This is a genomic window from Streptomyces sp. NPDC006997, assembly GCF_040635175.1.
Taxonomy (GTDB): domain Bacteria; phylum Actinomycetota; class Actinomycetes; order Streptomycetales; family Streptomycetaceae; genus Streptomyces.
Window position 1 is genome coordinate 123365 of the sequence record NZ_JBEYHH010000005.1, and the last position, 18472, is coordinate 141836.

Here is an 18472-nt window from a genome sequence, read left to right on the forward strand (position 1 = left end):
TGGCCGCCTCAGACATGGTGGTCCAGCCAGCGCACGACCTCGGCGGCGACGCGGGCCCCGGCCCGGCCGTCCCACAGCGGCGGGCCCTCGTCGGGGGTCTGCGGCCCGTCGCCGTCGAGGAGCTTGCGCAGCGCGGGGACGAGTTCGCCGTGGCCGACGAGCCGGTTGGTGCCGTGGGTGACGGTGACCGGGCGTTCGGTGGTGGTGCGCAGGGTCAGACAGGGCACGCCGAGGACGGTGGTCTCCTCCTGGACGCCCCCGGAGTCGGTGATCACGGCGGACGCGCCGCGCACCAGGCTCATGAACTCGACGTAGCCGAGCGGGTCGAGGACGTGCACGCCGGGCGCGCCGTCGAGGCCCGCCGCGCCGAGGGCGGCCCGGCCGCGCGGGTGCAGGGGCACGGCGAGGTCGAGGAGCCGGGCCGCCTCGGTGAGGACGCGGGCGGCGGCCTCGGCGGCCTCGGGGTCGTCGACGTTGGCGGGGCGGTGCAGGGTGACGACGCCGTAGCGCTCGGGCAGTCCGTGCGCGGTGCGGGCGGCGGTGGGGTCGAAGTGGTCCAGATGGGTGAGCAGGGTGTCGATCATGGGGTTGCCGACGAGGTGGACGCGGCCGGGGTCGACGCCCTCGCGGGCGAGGTGGCCGACCGCCTCGGGGCTGGTGGCGAAGAGCAGGTCGGACAGCTGGTCGACCAGACGCCGGTTGACCTCCTCCGGCATCGTCATGTCGAAGCTGCGCAGGCCCGCCTCCACATGGGCGACGGGCATCCCCAGCTTGGCGGCGGCGAGGGCGGCGGCCAGGGAGGAGTTGACGTCGCCGTACACCACGACCAGGGCGGGGTCCCGCGCGGTCAGTTCGCCCTCCAGGGCGGTCAGCAGGTCGGCCGTCTGCCGGGCGTGGCTGCCGGAGCCGACGCCGAGGTCGGTGTCCGGTTCGGGCAGGCCCAGTTGCCGGAAGAAGACGTCCGACATCCGTTCGTCGTAGTGCTGCCCGGTGTGCACCAGGACCTGGTCGCAGCCCGCCGCGCGCAGGGCTGCCACGACCGGGGCGGCCTTGACGAAGTTCGGTCGGGTGCCGACGACGTGAAGTACGGGGCGCACGGGGCGTACACGGCCGTTCATGTCGTACTTTCTCCGCTCTGTCCACCTAATGTGGCGGCATGTCGTGCCATCTCACTCGTGCGTTCAGTCTGGCGGCATCCGTGGCCTGGGGCGAGCTGCGGCACGACCCCGCCCGTGCCGCGCTGCTCGGTCTCCGGCTGCTGCCGCCGCCCGTGCGGCGCCGGGTGGGGCCGGTGGAACGGCGGCTCGCGGGGCGGGCCCGGACCGCGGGGCCGACGGCTGCGCCGTCCGGGGGAACCTCCAGCAGCACGGGTCCGGTGCCGCCCGCGCGCCCGGTCCGTCCGGTGCCGGGCCGCGTGCTGCACCTGGTCACCAACGGGCTGCCGTTCAAGCAGGCCGGGTACACCGTGCGCACCCAGAAGATCGCCGAGGCGCAGCGGGCGGCCGGGCTGGACCCGCACGTGGTGACGCGGATCGGGTTCCCGGTGACCGCGGGGGTGCTGGACGCCCGTCCGCTGCACCTGGTCGGCGGAGTGCCGCAGCACCGGCTGCTGCCGCGCTGGCTGCCGTACGGGCAGGCGGCCGCGCTGGCCCGTAACGCCGAGCTGGCGGGGCGGCTGGTGGAGCGGCTGCGGCCCGCGGTGCTGCACGCGGCCACCGACCACGGCAACGGGCGGATCGCGCTGGCGCTGCGCGCGGCCCACGGGCTGCCGGTCGTCTACGAGGTGCGCGGCTTCCTGGAGGACACCTGGCTGACCCAGGCCCCGGGCCGGACCAGCGCGGACCCGACGTACCGGGCCCGGCGTGAGCTGGAGACGCGCTGTATGCGGGAGGCGGACCTGGTGCTGACGCTGGGCGCGGCGATGAAGGCGGAGATCGTGGCGCGCGGGGTGCCCGAGGAGCGGGTGCTGACGGTGCCGAACGCGGTGGACGAGGAGTTCCTCACCCCGCCGCCGGACGGGGCGCCGCTGCGGGCCCGGCTCGGCATCGCGCCGGACGACGTCGTGGTGGGTACGGTCAGCAGCCTTACTCCACACGAGGGAATCGGGACGTTGCTCCATGCGGGTGCCGAGCTGAGGCGTCGCGGAGTGCCGCTGCGGCTGCTGGTCGTCGGGGACGGACCGGAGCGCCCGGCACTGCTGCGGCTGGCCGGCCGACTGGGTCTGGACGACGGGACGGCGGTGTTCACCGGACGGGTGCCCTACGCCCAAGTCCGGGACTACTACGCGGTGTTGGACGTCTTCGCGGTGCCGCGCACCGACACGCGCGTGTGCCGTCTGGTGACGCCACTGAAGCCGGTCGAGGCGATGGCGAGCGGGCTGCCGGTGGCCGCCAGCGATCTTCCGGCGCTCGCGGAACTCGTCAAGCCGGGAGAGACCGGAGTCCTCATTCCGCCCTCTTCACCACACACTTGGGCGGATGAGCTGGAAAGTCTTCTCTACAGTCGAAAGTGGTGCGAATGGGGTGACGCCGCCCGCGAGATCGTGGCGCGTGACCGCACCTGGTCCCGGGTCGCCGCGACGACCCGGGAGGCGTACCGCGCCCTCGGCTGTCTCTGAGGGGCGGGCCACGCCGGACCACCTCACATCCGGTGACGGGAGCAGCCCTATGCAGGACGACCAGTCCCTACCCCTCGGTGACGGGGGAGACGTACGGACCCCCGCCGTGGAACTCGCCGTGATCGGGCTCGGCTACGTCGGGCTGCCCCTGGCGCGGGAGGCCGCCACGGTCGGCCTGCGCGTGGTGGGCCTCGACCGGAACCCGGAGATCGTCTCGGCGCTGAACGCCGGGCGTTCCCACGTGGACGACGTCTCCGCTGACGACGTCCGCGGGATGCTGTCGCACGGTTTCACCGCCACCACCGACGACGCCTGTCTCGCCCGCGCGCAGACCGTGGTGATCTGTGTGCCCACCCCGCTCAACGGCGACGGCGGGCCCGACCTGAGCGCGGTCACCGCCGCCGTCCGCGCGGTGGCGGCCCGGCTGCGGCCCGGACAGCTCGTCGTCCTGGAGTCCACGACCTACCCGGGCACCACCGAGGAGGTCGTACGGCCGCTCCTGGAGGAGGAGTCCGGGCTGCGGGCCGGGCAGGACTTCGCGCTCGCCTTCTCGCCGGAGCGCATCGACCCCGGCAACACCGGGCACGGGCTGCGCGACACCCCCAAGGTGGTCGGCGGCTGCACGCCCTCCTGCGCCGCCCGCGCGGTCGCCTTCTACGGCAAGCTCGTCGACACGGTCGTGCAGGCCAAGGGCACCCGCGAGGCCGAGATGGCCAAGCTGCTGGAGAACACCTACCGGCACGTCAACATCGCCCTGGTCAACGAACTCGCCGTCATCAGCCACGAGTTGGGCGTCGACCTGTGGGACGCGATCCGCTGCGCCGACAGCAAGCCGTTCGGCTTCCAGGCGTTCCGCCCCGGCGCCGGGGTCGGCGGGCACTGCATCCCCATCGACCCCAACTACCTGTCGTACAAGGTGCGCTCCTCGCTCGGCTACGACTTCCGGTTCGTCGGTCTGGCGCAGGAGATCAACCGGCGGATGCCGGAGTACGTCGTCCGGCGCGCCCAGGACCTGCTGAACACCGCCGACCGGCCGCTGCACGGCTCCCGGGTGCTGCTGCTCGGGGTCACCTACAAGCCCGACGTGGCCGACCAGCGGGAGAGCCCGGCGGTGCCGGTGGCCCGGCTGCTGCGGCAGCGCGAGGCCGAGGTGTCCTTCCACGACCCGCAGGTCCCGGCCTGGTCCGTCGACGACGTGCCGGTGCCCCGGGTCGACGACCCGCTGGCCGCCGTACGCGACCACGACCTGACGATCCTGCTCCAGGACCACTCCTGCTACGACCTGCCCGCCCTGGCCGACGCCGCCCGGCTGCTGTTCGACACCCGGGGGCGGATCTTCCGGCCCGGGGTCGAGGTGCTGTGAGCGGCGGCCCGCCCGCACCCGGGGGACGGAACCGAAAGGCACCGCACTGATGCGCATACTCGTCGTCACCGTCGTCCACCATCCCGAGGACGCGCGGATACTGCACCGGGAGATCGCCGCCCTGACCGAGCGCGGCCACCACATCGTGTACGCCGCCCCGTTCGCCGCCCGCGAGGTCGCCCCGCGGCCCGGTGTCGAGGGCGTGGACCTGCCCCGCGCCGTCGGCCGGGAGCGCCGGGCGGCGCTGCGCGCGGCGCGCGCCCTGCTCACCGAACGCGGCCCGGAGGCCGACGTGGTCCTGCTGCACGACCCGGAGCTGCTGCTCGCCCTGCCCGGCACCCTGCGCCGGTGGCGGCGCGCGGGCCGGGCCCCGGTGACCGTGTGGGACGTCCACGAGGACACCGCGGCGGCGCTGACGATGAAGCGCTGGCTGCCCGCCGCGCTGCGACCGCCGCTGCGGGTGGCGGTGCGGGCGGCGGAGCGGCTCGCCGAGCGGCGGGTCCGGCTGCTGCTCGCGGAGGACGCCTACCGGGCGCGGTTCCGCGGGGACCATCCGGTCGTGCCGAACCTGCCGCTCGTCCCGCCCGCCGCGCCCGAGCCGCCCGGCACCGGGCGGGCGGTCTACCTGGGGCACCTGTCCCGGGCGCGCGGCGCGCTCGACCTGATCGAGACCGCCCGGCTGCTGCGCCCCGAGGTGCGGGTGGAGGTGATCGGCGCGGCCGACCCGGACGTGCGGGAGGCGCTCGCCGCGGCCGACCGGGCGGGCGTGCTGCGCTGGCACGGCTACCTGCCCAACGACCGCGCGCTGGCGCTCCTGCGGGGCGCGCTGGCGGGCCTGTCGCTCCTGCACGACCAGCCCAACTACCGGCACTCTCGGCCCACCAAGGTGGTGGAGTACATGGCCCACGGCGTGCCCGTGGTGACCACCCCGAACCCGCTCGCGGCGGCCCTGGTCACCCGGCACCGCTGCGGCCTCGTCGTCCCCTACGAGGACCCGGCGGCGGTGGCGGCGGCGGTACGGCGGCTGCGCACCGACCCGGGGCTGCGGCTGGACAGCGCCGGGCGGGGGCGGGCGGCGGCGGTGGCCGAGCTCGACTGGACGGAGCGGGCGGCGGAGTTCGCGGACGCGCTGGAGGGCTGGGTGAAGGAGGAGACGGGCACCGGCCGTCCCGGGCGGCGCCGCCGTCGCCGCCCGGAGCGCACGGTCGTCGCGGTGGACGGGTAGCGGCCCGCCGGGGCGTCAGTCCACCGGGTAGCCCCAGGCCCGCGCCAGCTCCGTCAGTCTGGGCGGGAGTTCCAGGGACGCGTCGGCGCCGCGGGCGGCCTGGATGCGGCCCGACTTGATGGTGCTGCTCCAGTCGCCGAGCTTGGGCCGGAACCGGCCGTGGTCATGGCTGCCGTAGTCCAGCATCCCGCTCTCCCACGGCACGCCCAGGTGGTCGCAGAGGCCGCGGGTGACCCGCTCGGGGTCGGCGGTGAGGTCCTCGTAGGTGATGACGTGCGCGGTGTCGAGGTGCCGTCGGGCCTCCTCCAGTTCCTCGGCGTACCGGAGGACCTCCTCGCGGATCGCCGCGGGGTCGGGGCGGTCGCGGCGGGCGGTCAGGGAGGTGACCACGGCGCCGGGGTGGCGCAGCAGGATGATGTAGCGGGCGTTGGGCCAGCAGCGCTGGAGGCGCCGGAAGACCAGGGTGTTGGCCGGGGTCTTGTCGACGATGACGTCCTTGCCGCTGTGCCGCAGCTCCAGGTCCAGGACGCGGTCCCACAGGACGTGCTCCAGCTCCTGCCGGTCGAGGCGCAGCTCCTTCATGGCGTCGGCGGTGAAGTCCCGGGAGAACCGCACGTGCACCGTGCGCAGGTGCATCTCGTGCGGGGCGCGGATCCGGCTGTGGCTGTTGAGCAGCACCCGCAGCAGGGTGGAGCCGGAGCGCACCGAGGACAGCACGAACACCGGCGAGTCCACCAGCCGGGGCGCGGGCGGCACGGCGTCGGCGTCCGGGTCCCGCCACGGTTCGCGCTGCGCGGGCACCCCGTCCAGGGTGCGGCCCCCGGGGCTCACCCGGCGCGGCGGGCTCACCGCCTGGACCATCAGCCTGCCGCGGCGCCTGAGGCCCTTGCCGAGGGCGGACATGCGCGGGTCTCGCACGGTGACACCTTCCTCTCTCCTTCAAGGCCGCGTCGCGGACCTTCAGGGCCGCATCTCAGAGGCGGCAGGCGAACCGGAGGTGTACGGAAGGCGAAGCGGCGTGTTCGCGGAGCTCCACATACCGCTTCCGACCAGGTGCTTCACCGCTTCCTGAATTCTCGCTGCGGCGGGCGGTGTTCACCGCAGGTAGGCGAGGCCGGGGTGGGCGGCGGTGTAGCCGTCGACGAGGCGCCGGGCGACGTGCACGGAGTCGACGAGCGGGTGCAGCGCGAACGCCTTCACCGCCGTGGCGCGGGAGCCGGAGGCGGCGGCGGCGAGGACCTCCCGCTCGACCGCCTTGACCGCGCAGACCAGGCCGGTGGCGTGGCCGGGCAGCGGGTCCACGGCGACCGGGTGGGCGCCGCTGGCGCCGACGAGGCAGGGCACCTCGACGACGGCGTCCCGGTCGAGGGCGGCGAGGGTGGCGCGGTTGCGGACGTTGAGGATCAGGGTGGCGCGCTCGTCGCGGGCGATGGCCCGCATCAGGGCGAGGGCGACGTTCTCGTAGCCGCCGGCGAGGTCCTCGGCCTCGCGTTCGCCCGCCCCGGCCGTCTCCCGGTTCTCGGACATGTAGGTGGCCTCGCGTTCGGCGCGGGTGCGTTCCCAGGCGGCGCGGGCGGAGACGGCGGGGTCGGTGGCCTCGGCGTAGAAGGCGGCCTGCTGGTCGCGGAGGAAGGCGCCGCGGGTGCGGTCGGCCTCGCGGTAGGCGCGGACGGTCTCCCGGTTGAAGTAGTAGTAGTGCAGGTACTCGTTGGGGACGGCGCCCAGCGACTGGAGCCAGTCGGCGCCGAAGAGCCTGCCCTCCTCGAAGGAGCCGAGCAGCTCGCGGTCGGCGAGCAGCCGCGGGAGTTCGTCGCGGCCCCCGACGCGCAGGGCGCGCACCCAGCCGAGGTGGTTGAGGCCGACGTAGTCGATCCAGGCCGCGGCCGGGTCGCGCACCCCGAGCACCCGGGCGATACGGCGGCCGAGGCCGACCGGCGAGTCGCAGATGCCGATGACGCGGTCCCCGAGGTGCTGGGACATGGCCTCGGTGACGAGTCCGGCCGGGTTGGTGAAGTTGATGACCCAGGCGTCGGGGGCCAGCCGGGCCACCCGGCGGGCGATGTCCACCGCGACGGGGACGGTCCGCAACCCGTAGGCGATGCCGCCCGCGCCGACCGTCTCCTGGCCGAGGACGCCCTCCGCGAGCGCCACCCGCTCGTCGTCGGCGCGGCCCTGGAGGCCGCCGACGCGGATCGCGGAGAAGACGAAGTCGGCGCCGCGCAGGGCGTCGTCGAGGTCGGTGGTGACGGTCACCCGGGGGGCGTCGGGGACGTCCGCCGCCTGTTCGGCCAGGACCCGGGAGACCGCGCGCAGCCGGGCGGCGTCCGGGTCCTGGAGGACGACGTCCGTCACCCGCCCCGCGCCCCGGTCGCCCAGCAGCGCCCCGTACACCAGCGGCACCCGGAACCCGCCGCCCCCCAGAATCGTCAGCCGCACGCCGCTCCCGCCTCTCCCTCGTCCCCGTACCGGTCCTTCTCCTCCCGTAACGGTAGGCGGCGCGGAAGCGGGGCGTCTTCGGGACCTGAACTCCCCCGCCCGGCGGGGACTTTCTTCGCTGCACCTCTTGACGGCCGGGGTGTCGCGGAGCACATTGGCGGGCGCACCGGGTCCTGAGAGCGCTCTCACGCGCGGGAGGCCCGGTGCGCCCGCCCCACCGCTCAGCTCCCCACCGGCACGGACCCCCACCGGTCCGTACAGACCCGTACCGAGAGGCCCCCCATGAGCGAACCCTCCGGCACACCCCACAGACGCCGGCGCCCCCTGCGGCGGGCGCTCCTCGCCGTCCTCGGCACCCTCGGCCTGGCGGGGCTCGCCGCCACGGCCGCCGTCCCCGCGGCGACCGCCGCCGCTCCCCCGCCGCCGTCCGGCTGGACGCAGGTCTTCGTCGACGACTTCAACGGCGCCGCGGGCACCGGCGTCAACACCTCCAACTGGCGGTACGCGACCGGCACCGGCTACCCCGGCGGCCCCGGCAACTGGGGCACCGGCGAGATCGAGACGATGACGTCGAGCACGAACAACGTCGCCCTCGACGGCAGCGGCAACCTGCGCATCACCCCGCGCCGGGACGCCTCCGGCAACTGGACGTCGGGCCGCATCGAGACCAACCGCACCGACTTCCAGCCCCCGTCCGGCGGCAAGCTGCGCATGGAGGCGCGCATCCAGATGCCGAACGTCACGGGCACCGCCGCCCGTGGCTACTGGCCCGCCTTCTGGGCGCTCGGCGCCCCCTACCGCGGCAACTACTGGAACTGGCCGTCGGTGGGCGAGCTGGACATCATGGAGAACGTGCAGGGCCTGAACACGGTCTGGGCCACCATGCACTGCGGCACCTCACCGGGCGGCCCCTGCAACGAGACCTCCGGCATCGGCGGCTCCCGCGCCTGCCCCGGCGCCACCTGCCAGGCGGGCTTCCACACCTACGGCATGGAGTGGGACCGCTCGACGAGCCCGGAGGAGGTCCGGTTCTACGTCGACGGCATCAACTACCACACCGTACGGGCCAACCAGGTCGACGCCACCACCTGGGCCAACGCCACCAACCACGGCTACTTCATCATCCTCAACGTGGCGATGGGCGGCGGCTTCGTGGACGCCTTCGGCGGCGGCCCGGACGGCAACACCGTGCCGGGGCACCCGATGGTCGTCGACTACGTGCGGGTCCTGACGGCCGGCGGGGGCGGCACCACACCGCCGCCGACCGGGAACCGGGACGCCTACAGCGCCCTCCAGGCCGAGTCGTACGACGGGCAGTCCGGCACCATCACCGAGGCGACGTCCGACGCGGGCGGCGGGCAGAACATCGGCGCGATCGCCAACGGCGACTGGGCGCTCTACCGGGGCGTCGACTTCGGCTCCACCGGGGCCACCCAGTTCGTCGGCCGGGTCGCGAGCGGCGCGGCGTCCGGCGTGAGCGGTCTGGTGGAGGTGCGCCTGGACAGCCGTACCAGCGCGCCCGTCGGCAGCTTCGCGCTGGGCAACACCGGCGGCTGGCAGTCCTGGCGGACGGTCCCGGCGAACATCAGCCGCGTCACCGGCACCCATGACGTCTACCTGACCTTCACCAGCGGCCAGCCCGCGGACTTCGTGAACGTCAACTGGTTCACCTTCGGTCACTGAGCACACCCGTCCCGGAGGGGCTCCACGCGCACGCGTGGGGCCCCTCCTCGCGTGCGCCCACCCCACCCCGGCCTCCCCTCGAAAAAGTCCGACTTTTAGAGTCGAACGCGTCTCACCAGGGACGATGCTCGAATTCATGAACTTTTGAAGAGGACTGGTAACAGATGAGCGCGCAGACGCGGGTTTGACGTGGTACCGGTTCACAGGTGACGCAGACCGGACCGAACGCCGTCGCCGCCGCCCGGGAATCCCCCGCGGTGACGCGTGGTTGATCCGAGCGCCAGAAAGAAGATGATCAGAATGACCGAAGCACCCGCCGCCGCGGAGCCCCTGAAGCGCCTCGCCGAGGAAGGCGTCTCCGTGTGGCTGGACGACCTGTCGCGCGAGCGGATCACCTCCGGCGGCCTCGCCGGACTCCTCACCACCCGGCACGTCGTCGGCGTCACCACCAACCCGTCCATCTTCCAGGCCGCCCTCGGCTCCGGCGCGGGGTACGAGGACCAGCTCGCCGACCTCGCGGTGCGCGGCGTCACCGTGGACGAGGCCGTCCGGATGACGACCACCGCCGACGTCCGCGCCGCCGCCGACGTCCTGCGCCCGGTCTACGAGGCCACCGGCGGCCGGGACGGCCGGGTCTCCATCGAGGTCGACCCGCGCCTCGCCCACGACACGCGGGCCACCGTCGCCGAGGCCCGCCAGCTCGCCTGGCTGGTGGACCGCCCCAACGTGATGATCAAGATCCCGGCGACCCGGGCGGGCCTGCCCGCCGTCACCGAGGTCATCGCCCAGGGCATCAGCGTCAACGTCACGCTGATCTTCTCCCTGGAGCGCTACCGCGAGGTCATGGACGCCTACCTCGCCGGCCTGGAGCAGGCGCGGGCCGCGGGCCTGGACCTGGCCGGGATCCGCTCCGTGGCCTCCTTCTTCGTCTCCCGCGTGGACACCGAGGTCGACAGGCGGCTGACCCTGCTCGGCACCGCCGACGCCCTCGCCCTCCGGGGTCGCGCCGCCCTCGCCAACGCCCGGCTCGCCTACGCCGCGTACGAGGAGTTCTTCGCCGGTGACCGCTGGCTGGCCCTGTCCGGCGCGCACGCCCACAAGCAGCGCCCGCTGTGGGCGTCCACCGGGGTGAAGGACCCCGCCTACCGGGACACCCGGTACGTGGAGGACCTGGTCGCCCCCGGCACGGTCAACACCATGCCGGAGGCCACCCTGGACGCCACCGCCGACCACGGCCGGATCACCGGCGACACGGTCACCGGCGGCTACGCCCAGGCCCGCGCCGACCTGGCGGCCATAGAACGACTCGGCATCTCCTACGACGAGGTGGTCACCCTGTTGGAGGACGAGGGCGTGGCCAAGTTCGAGGCGGCCTGGCAGGACCTGCTGGACGCCGTCACGAAGTCGCTGGACAGCAAGGGAGTTGAGGAGCGGTGACCACCACCGGGACAACCACCCGGACAACCAACGGGACAACCACCCGGACAACCACCGGGACAACCACCGGGACAACCAACGGGACAACCAACGGGACGACCACCGGGACGGCCACCGCGACCGCGGCCCCCGCCGCCTGGAGCAACCCGCTGCGCGACCCGCGCGACCGCCGCCTGCCCCGGATCGCGGGCCCCTCGGGGCTGGTCATCTTCGGCGTCACCGGCGACCTGTCCCGCAAGAAGCTGATGCCCGCGGTGTACGACCTCGCCAACCGCGGTCTGCTGCCCCCGGGCTTCTCCCTGGTCGGCTTCGCCCGCCGCGACTGGGAGGGCCAGGACTTCGCGCGGGTCCTGCACGACGCCGTACGGGAGCACGCCCGCACCGAGTTCCGCGAGGAGGTGTGGCGGCAGCTCGCGGAGGGAACGCGGTTCATCCCCGGCGACTTCGACGACGACACCGCGTTCAAGCAGCTCCGGTCCGCCGTCGACGAGCTGGACGTCTCACGCGGCACCAGCGGCAACTACGCCTTCTACCTCTCCGTACCGCCGAGGTTCTTCCCCAAGGTCGTCCGGCAGCTGAAGAGGCACGGGCTCACCGACGCCCCCGAGGGCTCCTGGCGCCGGGCCGTCATCGAGAAGCCGTTCGGGCACGACCTGGAGTCGGCCGAGGAGCTGAACGCGATCGTGCACGACGTGTTCGACCCGGAGCAGGTGTTCCGGATCGACCACTACCTCGGCAAGGAGACCGTCCAGAACATCCTGGCGCTGCGCTTCGCCAACCAGCTCTTCGAGCCGATCTGGAACAGGTCGTACGTCGACCACGTACAGATCACCATGGCGGAGGACATCGGCATCGGCGGCCGGGCGGGCTACTACGACGGCATCGGCTCGGCCCGTGACGTCATCCAGAACCACCTGCTGCAACTGATGGCGCTCACCGCGATGGAGGAACCCGCCGCCTTCGACGCGGCCTCCCTGCTCACCGAGAAGCTGAAGGTGCTGAGGGCGGTGAAGCTCCCCGCCGACCTGTCCCGGCACACCGTGCGCGCCCAGTACGCGCCGGGCTGGCAGGGCGGCGCACGGGTCCGTGGCTACCTGGAGGAGGACGGCATCGACCCGGCCTCCACCACCGACACCTACGCCGCGATCCGGTTGCAGGTCGACAACCGCCGATGGGCGGGCGTCCCCTTCTACCTGCGCACCGGCAAGCGCCTCGGCCGCCGCGTCACCGAGATCGCGGTGGTCTTCCAGCGGGCGCCGCACTCCCCCTTCGACTCGACGGCCACCGAGGAACTCGGCGAGAACGCGGTCGTCATCCGCGTCCAGCCGGACGAGGGCATGACGGTCCGGTTCGGCTCCAAGGTGCCGGGCACCTCGATGGAGATCCGGGACGTGTCCATGGACTTCGCCTACGGCGAGTCGTTCACGGAGTCCAGCCCGGAGGCGTACGAACGGCTGATCCTGGACGTGCTGCTGGGCGACGCCAACCTGTTCCCGCGTCACCGGGAAGTGGAAGAGTCCTGGAAGATCCTCGACCCGATCGAGGGGTATTGGGCCACGCATGGCACACCCGCGCGGTACGCGTCGGGCAGCTGGGGTCCGAAGGAAGCCGACGAGATGCTCGCACGAGACGGACGGAGCTGGCGCAGGCCATGAAGATCGACCTGACCGACACCACGGCAAGCAAGATCAACAAGGCGCTGGTGCAGGGCCGCCGTGCCCTGGGCACCCCCGCCGTGGGCATGGTCCTGACGATGGTGATCGTCACGGACGAGGAGAACGCCTACGACTCGATCAAGGCCGCCGAGGAGGCGTCGCACGAGCACCCCTCGCGGACCCTGGTCGTCATCAAGCGGCACGCCCGGACCCCCCGCGAGCGCCACCGCTCCCGGCTGGACGCGGAGGTGCGGGTCGGCTCCGAGGCCGGGACCGGCGAGACGGTCGTCCTGCGCACCTACGGCGAGGTCTCCGACCACGCCGACTCCGTCGTGCTGCCGCTGCTGCTGCCGGACGCGCCCGTGGTGGTGTGGTGGCCGGTGGACGCCCCCGACAACCCCTCCAAGGACCCGCTGGGCGCGCTGGCCCAGCGCCGGATCACCGACATGTACGCCGTCGAGCGCCCGCTGACGGCCCTGGAGACCCGGGTGAAGTCGTACGCGCCCGGCGACACCGACCTCGCCTGGACCCGGCTCACCCCGTGGCGCTCGATGCTCGCCGCCGCCCTCGACCAGGCCCGCCTCACCATCACCTCCGCGGCGGTGGAGAGCGAGGCCGACAACCCCAGCGCCGAGCTGCTCGCCCGCTGGCTGCACGCCCGCCTCGGCGTCACCGTCGACCGGGTGGAGACCGCGGGCCCCGTGGTCACCGGCGTGCGCCTGGGCACCGAGCGCGGCGAGATCGTCATCGACCGCCCCGAGGGCCCGCTCGCCACCCTCACCCTGCCGGACCAGCCCTCGCGCACCCTCGCGCTGAAGGTCCGCCCGACCTCCGAACTCATCGCCGAGGAGCTACGGCGCCTCGACGCCGACGAGATGTACGCCGTCGCGCTGCGCGGCGAGGCCACCAAGGAGACCCCTTCCCATGTCTGACACCCCCTTGCTGACGCGGCGCCCGCAGTGGACCGCCCTGGAGGACCACCGGGCGCAGGGCGTCCCGGGCCTGCGTGAGCTGTTCGCGGCCGACCCGGCGCGCGCCGGACGGTACGTCGTGCGCGTCGGAGACCTGCGGATCGACTACTCCAAGAACCTCGTCACCGACGAGACCCTCGCCCTGCTCCAGGAACTCGCCGCGGCCACCGACGTGTTCGGGCTGCGCGACGCCATGTTCCGCGGCGAGAAGATCAACACCACCGAGGGGCGGGCGGTCCTGCACACCGCGCTGCGCGCCCCCCGCGAGGCCGTGGTCGAGGTCGACGGCGAGAACGTCGTGCCCAAGGTGCACGCCGTGCTCGACAAGATGGCCGACTTCGCGCGCCGGGTCCGCTCCGGCGAGTGGACCGGCCACACCGGCCGGCGGATCCGCAACGTCGTCAACATCGGCATCGGCGGCTCCGACCTGGGCCCCGCGATGGCGTACGAGGCCCTGCGGGCGTACACGGCCCGCGAGCTGACGTTCCGTTTCGTCTCCAACGTGGACGGCGCCGACCTGCACGAGGCGGTGCACGGCCTGGACCCGGCGGAGACCCTGTTCATCGTCGCCTCCAAGACCTTCACCACCATCGAGACGATCACCAACGCCACGTCGGCCCGGAGCTGGCTGCTGGACGGGCTCGGCGGCGAGGAGAAGGCGGTCGCCCGGCACTTCGTCGCCCTGTCGACCAACGCCGAGAAGGTCACGGACTTCGGCATCGACCCGGACAACATGTTCGAGTTCTGGGACTGGGTCGGCGGCCGTTACTCGTACGACTCCGCCATCGGCCTCTCCCTGATGATCGCGATCGGCCCGGAGGCGTTCCGGGAGATGCTCGACGGCTTCCACCTGGTCGACGAGCACTTCCGCAGCGCCCCCGCCGAGGCCAACGCGCCGCTGCTGCTCGGCCTGCTGGGCGTCTGGTACGGCAACTTCCTGGACGCGCAGTCGCACGCGGTGCTGCCGTACAGCCACTACCTCGCCAAGTTCACGGCGTACCTCCAGCAGCTCGACATGGAGTCCAACGGCAAGTCCGTGGACCGCGAGGGGCGCGGCGTGGAGTGGCAGACCGGTCCCGTGGTGTGGGGCACGCCCGGCACCAACGGACAGCACGCCTACTACCAGCTCATCCACCAGGGCACGAGGCTGGTCCCCGCCGACCTCATCGGCTTCGCCCGGCCGGTCGCCGAGCTGAGCGAGGGGCTGAAGGCGCAGCACGACCTGCTGATGGCCAACCTGTTCGCGCAGGGCCAGGCGCTCGCCTTCGGCAAGACCGAGGACGAGGTGCGCGCGGAGGGCGTGCCCGAGGAGCAGGTCCCGCACCGCACGTTCCGCGGCAACCACCCCACGACCACGATCCTCGCCGCCGAGCTGACGCCGTCGGTGCTCGGCCAGCTCGTCGCGCTGTACGAGCACAAGGTGTTCGTGCAGGGCGCGGTGTGGAACATCGACTCCTTCGACCAGTGGGGCGTGGAGCTGGGCAAGGTCCTCGCCAAGCGCGTCGAGCCCGCGCTGACCGAGGGCGCCGACGTGCCGGGCCTCGACGCCTCCACCGCCGCCCTCGTGGCCGCCTACCGTGACCTCAAGGAAGTGAAGTGATCATGCAGCTCGGTCTCATCGGTCTCGGCAAGATGGGCGGCAACATGCGCGAGCGCGTCCGCCGCGCGGGCCACACCGTCGTCGGCTACGACCGCGACCCGGAACTCTCCGACGTCGACTCCCTCGCCGAACTCGTCGAACGGCTGGACGCGCCGCGCGCGGTGTGGGTGATGGTCCCGGCGGGCGCCGCCACCCAGTCCGTCGTCGACGAGCTGTCCGGTCTCCTCCAGGCCGGTGACACCGTCGTCGACGGCGGCAACTCCCGCTGGACCGACGACGAGAAGCACGCCGCCGAACTCGGGGCCCAGGGCATCGGCTTCGTCGACGCCGGGGTCTCCGGCGGGGTGTGGGGCCTGGAGAACGGCTACGCCCTGATGGTGGGCGGCGACAAGGACCACGTCGACCGGCTGAAGCCGATCTTCGACGCCCTCAAGCCCGAGGGCCCGTACGGCTACGTCCACGCGGGCAAGGTCGGCGCCGGGCACTTCTCCAAGATGGTCCACAACGGCATCGAGTACGCCATGATGCAGGCCTACGCCGAGGGCTGGGAGCTGCTGGAGGCGGTGGACTCGGTGACCGACGTCCGGGAGGTCTTCCGCTCCTGGCAGGAGGGCACGGTCATCCGCTCGTGGCTGCTCGACCTGGCCGTCAACGCCCTCGACGAGGACGAGCACCTGGAGCAGCTGCGCGGCTACGCCCAGGACTCCGGCGAGGGCCGCTGGACCGTGGAGGCGGCGATCGACAACGCCGTGCCGCTGCCCGCGATCACGGCGTCCCTCTTCGCGCGGTTCGCCTCGCGGCAGGAGGACTCACCGCAGATGAAGATGGTCGCGGCGCTGCGGAACCAGTTCGGCGGCCACGCGGTGGAGTCGGCGCGCGAACCCTGAACCGTGCGGGGCTTGTGACACCTCTGTGACAGGATTTGTGACGTCCGCCACGGACCCGGCGAGCACGGCCCTGGTGGGGTGATCGGATGCGTACCGCCTCCCTCACCCCACCGGCCGCACTCGTCGGCGTCCTCCTCCTCGGCGCCTGCGGGACGGAGGCCGCCGACGAGACCACCGGCGCCGACGGCTCCCGGCCGACGGCGGCCTGCGCGACGGCCGAGCCGGGCGCCACGACGGGCATGGAGCTGGACGGCGTACGGATCAACGCGCTGGGCGGCGCCGGGTACTCGGGGTGCGCCGCGTACCAGGTCACCAACGACGAGGCCGAGGCGTTCACCTACACCGTCACCTTCGACTTCCTCTCGGAGACCGGCGGTGTGAGGGACAACCGCGCGGAGACGGTGGCGTCCGTGCCGCCGGGCGGTACGGTCACCCGCACCCTCAAGGCGTCCCAGCCGCTCGTCACCGCGCAGGGGCAGGCGCTGGTACGGGTCTCCAAGGTGCGCGGCGTCCCCGCCGACGAGGCGCCCGTGCCGAGCGGTCCGTGCCCGGAGTCCGGGATCCGGCTGACGGCGGACCGGGGCGACGCGGCGATGGGCCTGCGGGTCGTCGGCCTGCACCTGGAGAACTGCGGCACCCGGCCCTACCACCTCGACGGCTACCCGGAGGTCGACGTGGTCGACGAGGCCCACGAGGTGGTGACCGACGTGCAGGTACTGGAGGGCGGCCAGACCATCGCCATGAGCACCGGCGCCGACGCGCCCCCGCGGCCGCTGGACCTGGCGCCGGGGGAGCGGGCCCGGTCCACCCTGGTGTGGCGCAACACCACCGAGTTCGGCACCCCCGTGCACGCGCCCTACGCCCGCGTACTGGCCAAGCCCGGCGCCGCCCCGGTGATGGTGACACCGGAACTGGACCTCGGCACGACGGGGAAGCTGGGCGTGGGCGCCTGGCAGCGGGAGGAGACGGGCTGACGGTGCCGGACACGGGGTGGATACGGGTACCGGTCGGCGACGACGCGACCCGCTGGACGACCCGCGGACACGCCCACAAGGTGCTGCTCGTCGTCCACAACGTGACCGCGGCGACCCGCCAGCCGGACGTCCTGCCGCTGTTCCACGACGACCTCCGGGCCCAGCCGCTGAGCGCCCCGCCCTGAGCCGCGGTCGGCTGGACGCACCGCTTCCCCTACCGCGCGCCCAGGCGGCAGACCTCGACTGGTGACGGCACATCATCGCCTCTTCGCGGACCGGTACTTGACGGGTAGCGATCAAGGAGGAGAGAAAGGTCCCGGCGCGTGTGGTCTGCGCGGCCATGGGGCACCGAGGTGGTGCGGAGCGCACGGGAGGCAGTTGATGGCAGTACTGCGGCAGGAGGTCGACCCGGGTGAGGCCGGGCTGGACGCGAAGGTGCTGCGCCGCCTCGACCGGCACCTCGCCCAGTACGTGGACGCGGGGCGGCTGCCGGGGTTCCTCGTCGCCGTCTCCCGCGGCGGACGCGTCGCGCACCTCACGGCGTACGGCCACCGTGACCTCGCCGCGGGGCTGCCCGTCGAGACCGACACCCTCTGGCGGATCTACTCCATGACCAAGCCGGTGACCTCGGTCGCCGCGCTGCTCCTCGTGGAGGAGGGCAGGCTGGGGCTGGACGATCCGGTGGCGCGTTACCTGCCCGCGTTCGCCGACGCGCGCGTGTACGAGGGCGGTTCCGGGGACGCCGTACGGACCCGGCCCGCCGACGGGCCCATCCTGGTCCGGCATCTGATGACCCACACCGCGGGCCTGACCTTCGCGTTCTACCACTCCCACCCCGTGGACGCCCTCTACCGCGCGGCGGGCCTGGAGTCGTCGGTGCCGTCGGGTGCCGACCTGGCCGAGGCGATCGAGGTGTACGCCGGGCTGCCGCTCCAGTTCGAGCCGGGCACCCAGTGGAACTACTCCGTCGCCAGCAACGTGCTGGGACGGGTCGTGGAGGTGGTGTCCGGGCAGCCGCTGGACACCTTCTTCGCCGAGCGGATCTTCCGCCCGCTCGGGATGCCGGACGCCGGGTTCGAGGTCGACGCCGAGCAGTCGGGACGGCTGGCCGAGCTGTACGGGGAGCGGGAGGACGGCGGCGGCCTGAAGCCCATCGCCGGGCTGCCGCTGCACGGGCGGCCGAGGTTCCTGTCCGGCAGCGGCGGCATGGTGGCGGGCGCCTACGACGTGCACCGCTTCATGGAGTTGCTGCGCCGCCGCGGCGAACTCGACGGCGTACGGCTGCTCGACGCCCGCACGGTGGACCTGATGACCACCAACCACCTCCCCGGCGGCGCCGACCTGCGCGCCTTCGGCAGCCGTCCCGCCCACGACGAACCCGGCAACGAGGGCGTCGGGTTCGGCCTCGGCGTCTCCGTGGTGATCGACCCCGACCGCACCAAGGCGCCCGCCGGGCTCGGCACCTACGGCTGGACCGGGGTGGCGACCACCGCGTTCTGGGTCGACCCGGGCCGGGACCTGACCGTGCAGTTCATGACCCAGCTGCGGCCACGGACCTCGCACACGGTGTTCACGGACCTCAAGCGCTTCGTCCACGAGGCGGTCCTCCCGGACTGACGCCGTC

Annotated in this window: 15 protein-coding genes; 12 read left to right on the plus strand and 3 right to left on the minus strand. The window is 73.2% G+C overall.

From position 1 onward, the window contains the following. Positions 1-8 precede the first annotated feature (8 nt). Positions 9-1118, minus strand: a complete 1110-nt coding sequence (wecB, locus tag ABZ659_RS06695) for a UDP-N-acetylglucosamine 2-epimerase (non-hydrolyzing) (protein WP_360214191.1) — start codon at positions 1116-1118, stop codon at positions 9-11. Positions 1119-1156: 38 nt separating this feature from the next. Here wecB and ABZ659_RS06700 point away from each other — a divergent pair, with 38 nt between their 5' ends. Genes ABZ659_RS06700 through ABZ659_RS06710 form a run of 3 tightly spaced genes read left to right on the plus strand, consistent with a single transcriptional unit; the run spans position 1157 to position 5205 of the window. Continuing rightward, complete coding sequence (locus ABZ659_RS06700) at positions 1157-2617, plus strand: glycosyltransferase family 4 protein (protein ID WP_360214193.1); 1461 nt, start codon at positions 1157-1159, stop codon at positions 2615-2617. A 49-nt stretch (positions 2618-2666) separates the two neighbouring features. Then, on the plus strand, positions 2667-3980 hold the full coding sequence (locus tag ABZ659_RS06705) for a nucleotide sugar dehydrogenase (RefSeq protein ID WP_360214195.1): 1314 nt from the start codon (positions 2667-2669) through the stop codon (positions 3978-3980). A gap of 49 nt (positions 3981-4029) precedes the next feature. Continuing rightward, positions 4030-5205, plus strand: a complete 1176-nt coding sequence (locus tag ABZ659_RS06710; protein ID WP_360214197.1) for a glycosyltransferase — start codon at positions 4030-4032, stop codon at positions 5203-5205. A gap of 15 nt (positions 5206-5220) precedes the next feature. Here ABZ659_RS06710 and ABZ659_RS06715 read toward each other — a convergent pair whose 3' ends face one another. Together ABZ659_RS06715 and ABZ659_RS06720 are read right to left on the minus strand one after the other, a co-directional pair. Beyond that, a complete protein-coding gene (locus tag ABZ659_RS06715) occupies positions 5221-6123 on the minus strand; it encodes a sulfotransferase (protein ID WP_360214199.1) in 903 nt (300 codons plus the stop codon). Between the two features lie 177 nt (positions 6124-6300). After that, entirely contained in the window at positions 6301-7641 is a 1341-nt protein-coding gene (locus ABZ659_RS06720) for a 6-phospho-beta-glucosidase (protein WP_360214201.1), read from the minus strand. Positions 7642-7923: 282 nt separating this feature from the next. On the opposite strand from ABZ659_RS06720, the gene ABZ659_RS06725 reads away from it, so the two are divergent. From ABZ659_RS06725 to ABZ659_RS06765, 9 genes are all read left to right on the plus strand, one after another. Then, on the plus strand, positions 7924-9324 hold the full coding sequence (locus ABZ659_RS06725; RefSeq protein ID WP_360214203.1) for a glycoside hydrolase family 16 protein: 1401 nt from the start codon (positions 7924-7926) through the stop codon (positions 9322-9324). A gap of 291 nt (positions 9325-9615) precedes the next feature. Continuing rightward, positions 9616-10761, plus strand: coding sequence for a transaldolase (gene tal / locus ABZ659_RS06730; protein WP_360214205.1), 1146 nt, complete (start codon positions 9616-9618; stop codon positions 10759-10761). A gap of 149 nt (positions 10762-10910) precedes the next feature. Then, entirely contained in the window at positions 10911-12416 is a 1506-nt protein-coding gene (gene zwf / locus ABZ659_RS06735; RefSeq protein WP_360214478.1) for a glucose-6-phosphate dehydrogenase, read from the plus strand. After that, entirely contained in the window at positions 12413-13348 is a 936-nt protein-coding gene (opcA, locus tag ABZ659_RS06740; protein WP_360214207.1) for a glucose-6-phosphate dehydrogenase assembly protein OpcA, read from the plus strand. Before zwf ends, opcA begins: the two co-directional genes overlap by 4 nt. Next, complete coding sequence (gene pgi / locus ABZ659_RS06745; RefSeq protein ID WP_360214209.1) at positions 13341-14987, plus strand: glucose-6-phosphate isomerase; 1647 nt, start codon at positions 13341-13343, stop codon at positions 14985-14987. The genes opcA and pgi overlap by 8 nt, the downstream gene beginning before the upstream one ends. 2 nt (positions 14988-14989) lie before the next feature. After that, positions 14990-15874 carry a phosphogluconate dehydrogenase (NAD(+)-dependent, decarboxylating) gene (gene gnd / locus ABZ659_RS06750; RefSeq protein ID WP_360214211.1) on the plus strand — a complete coding sequence of 295 codons (885 nt, stop codon included), beginning with the start codon at positions 14990-14992 and terminating at the stop codon, positions 15872-15874. A gap of 86 nt (positions 15875-15960) precedes the next feature. Then, positions 15961-16848 carry a DUF4232 domain-containing protein gene (locus tag ABZ659_RS06755; RefSeq protein ID WP_360214213.1) on the plus strand — a complete coding sequence of 296 codons (888 nt, stop codon included), beginning with the start codon at positions 15961-15963 and terminating at the stop codon, positions 16846-16848. A 2-nt stretch (positions 16849-16850) separates the two neighbouring features. Continuing rightward, the gene (locus tag ABZ659_RS06760) at positions 16851-17033 is read left to right on the plus strand and encodes a hypothetical protein (protein WP_360214215.1); all 183 of its coding nucleotides are present in this window, start codon (positions 16851-16853) and stop codon (positions 17031-17033) included. A 196-nt stretch (positions 17034-17229) separates the two neighbouring features. Further along, a complete protein-coding gene (locus tag ABZ659_RS06765) occupies positions 17230-18465 on the plus strand; it encodes a serine hydrolase domain-containing protein (RefSeq protein ID WP_360214217.1) in 1236 nt (411 codons plus the stop codon). The last annotated feature ends 7 nt before the right edge of the window (positions 18466-18472 follow it).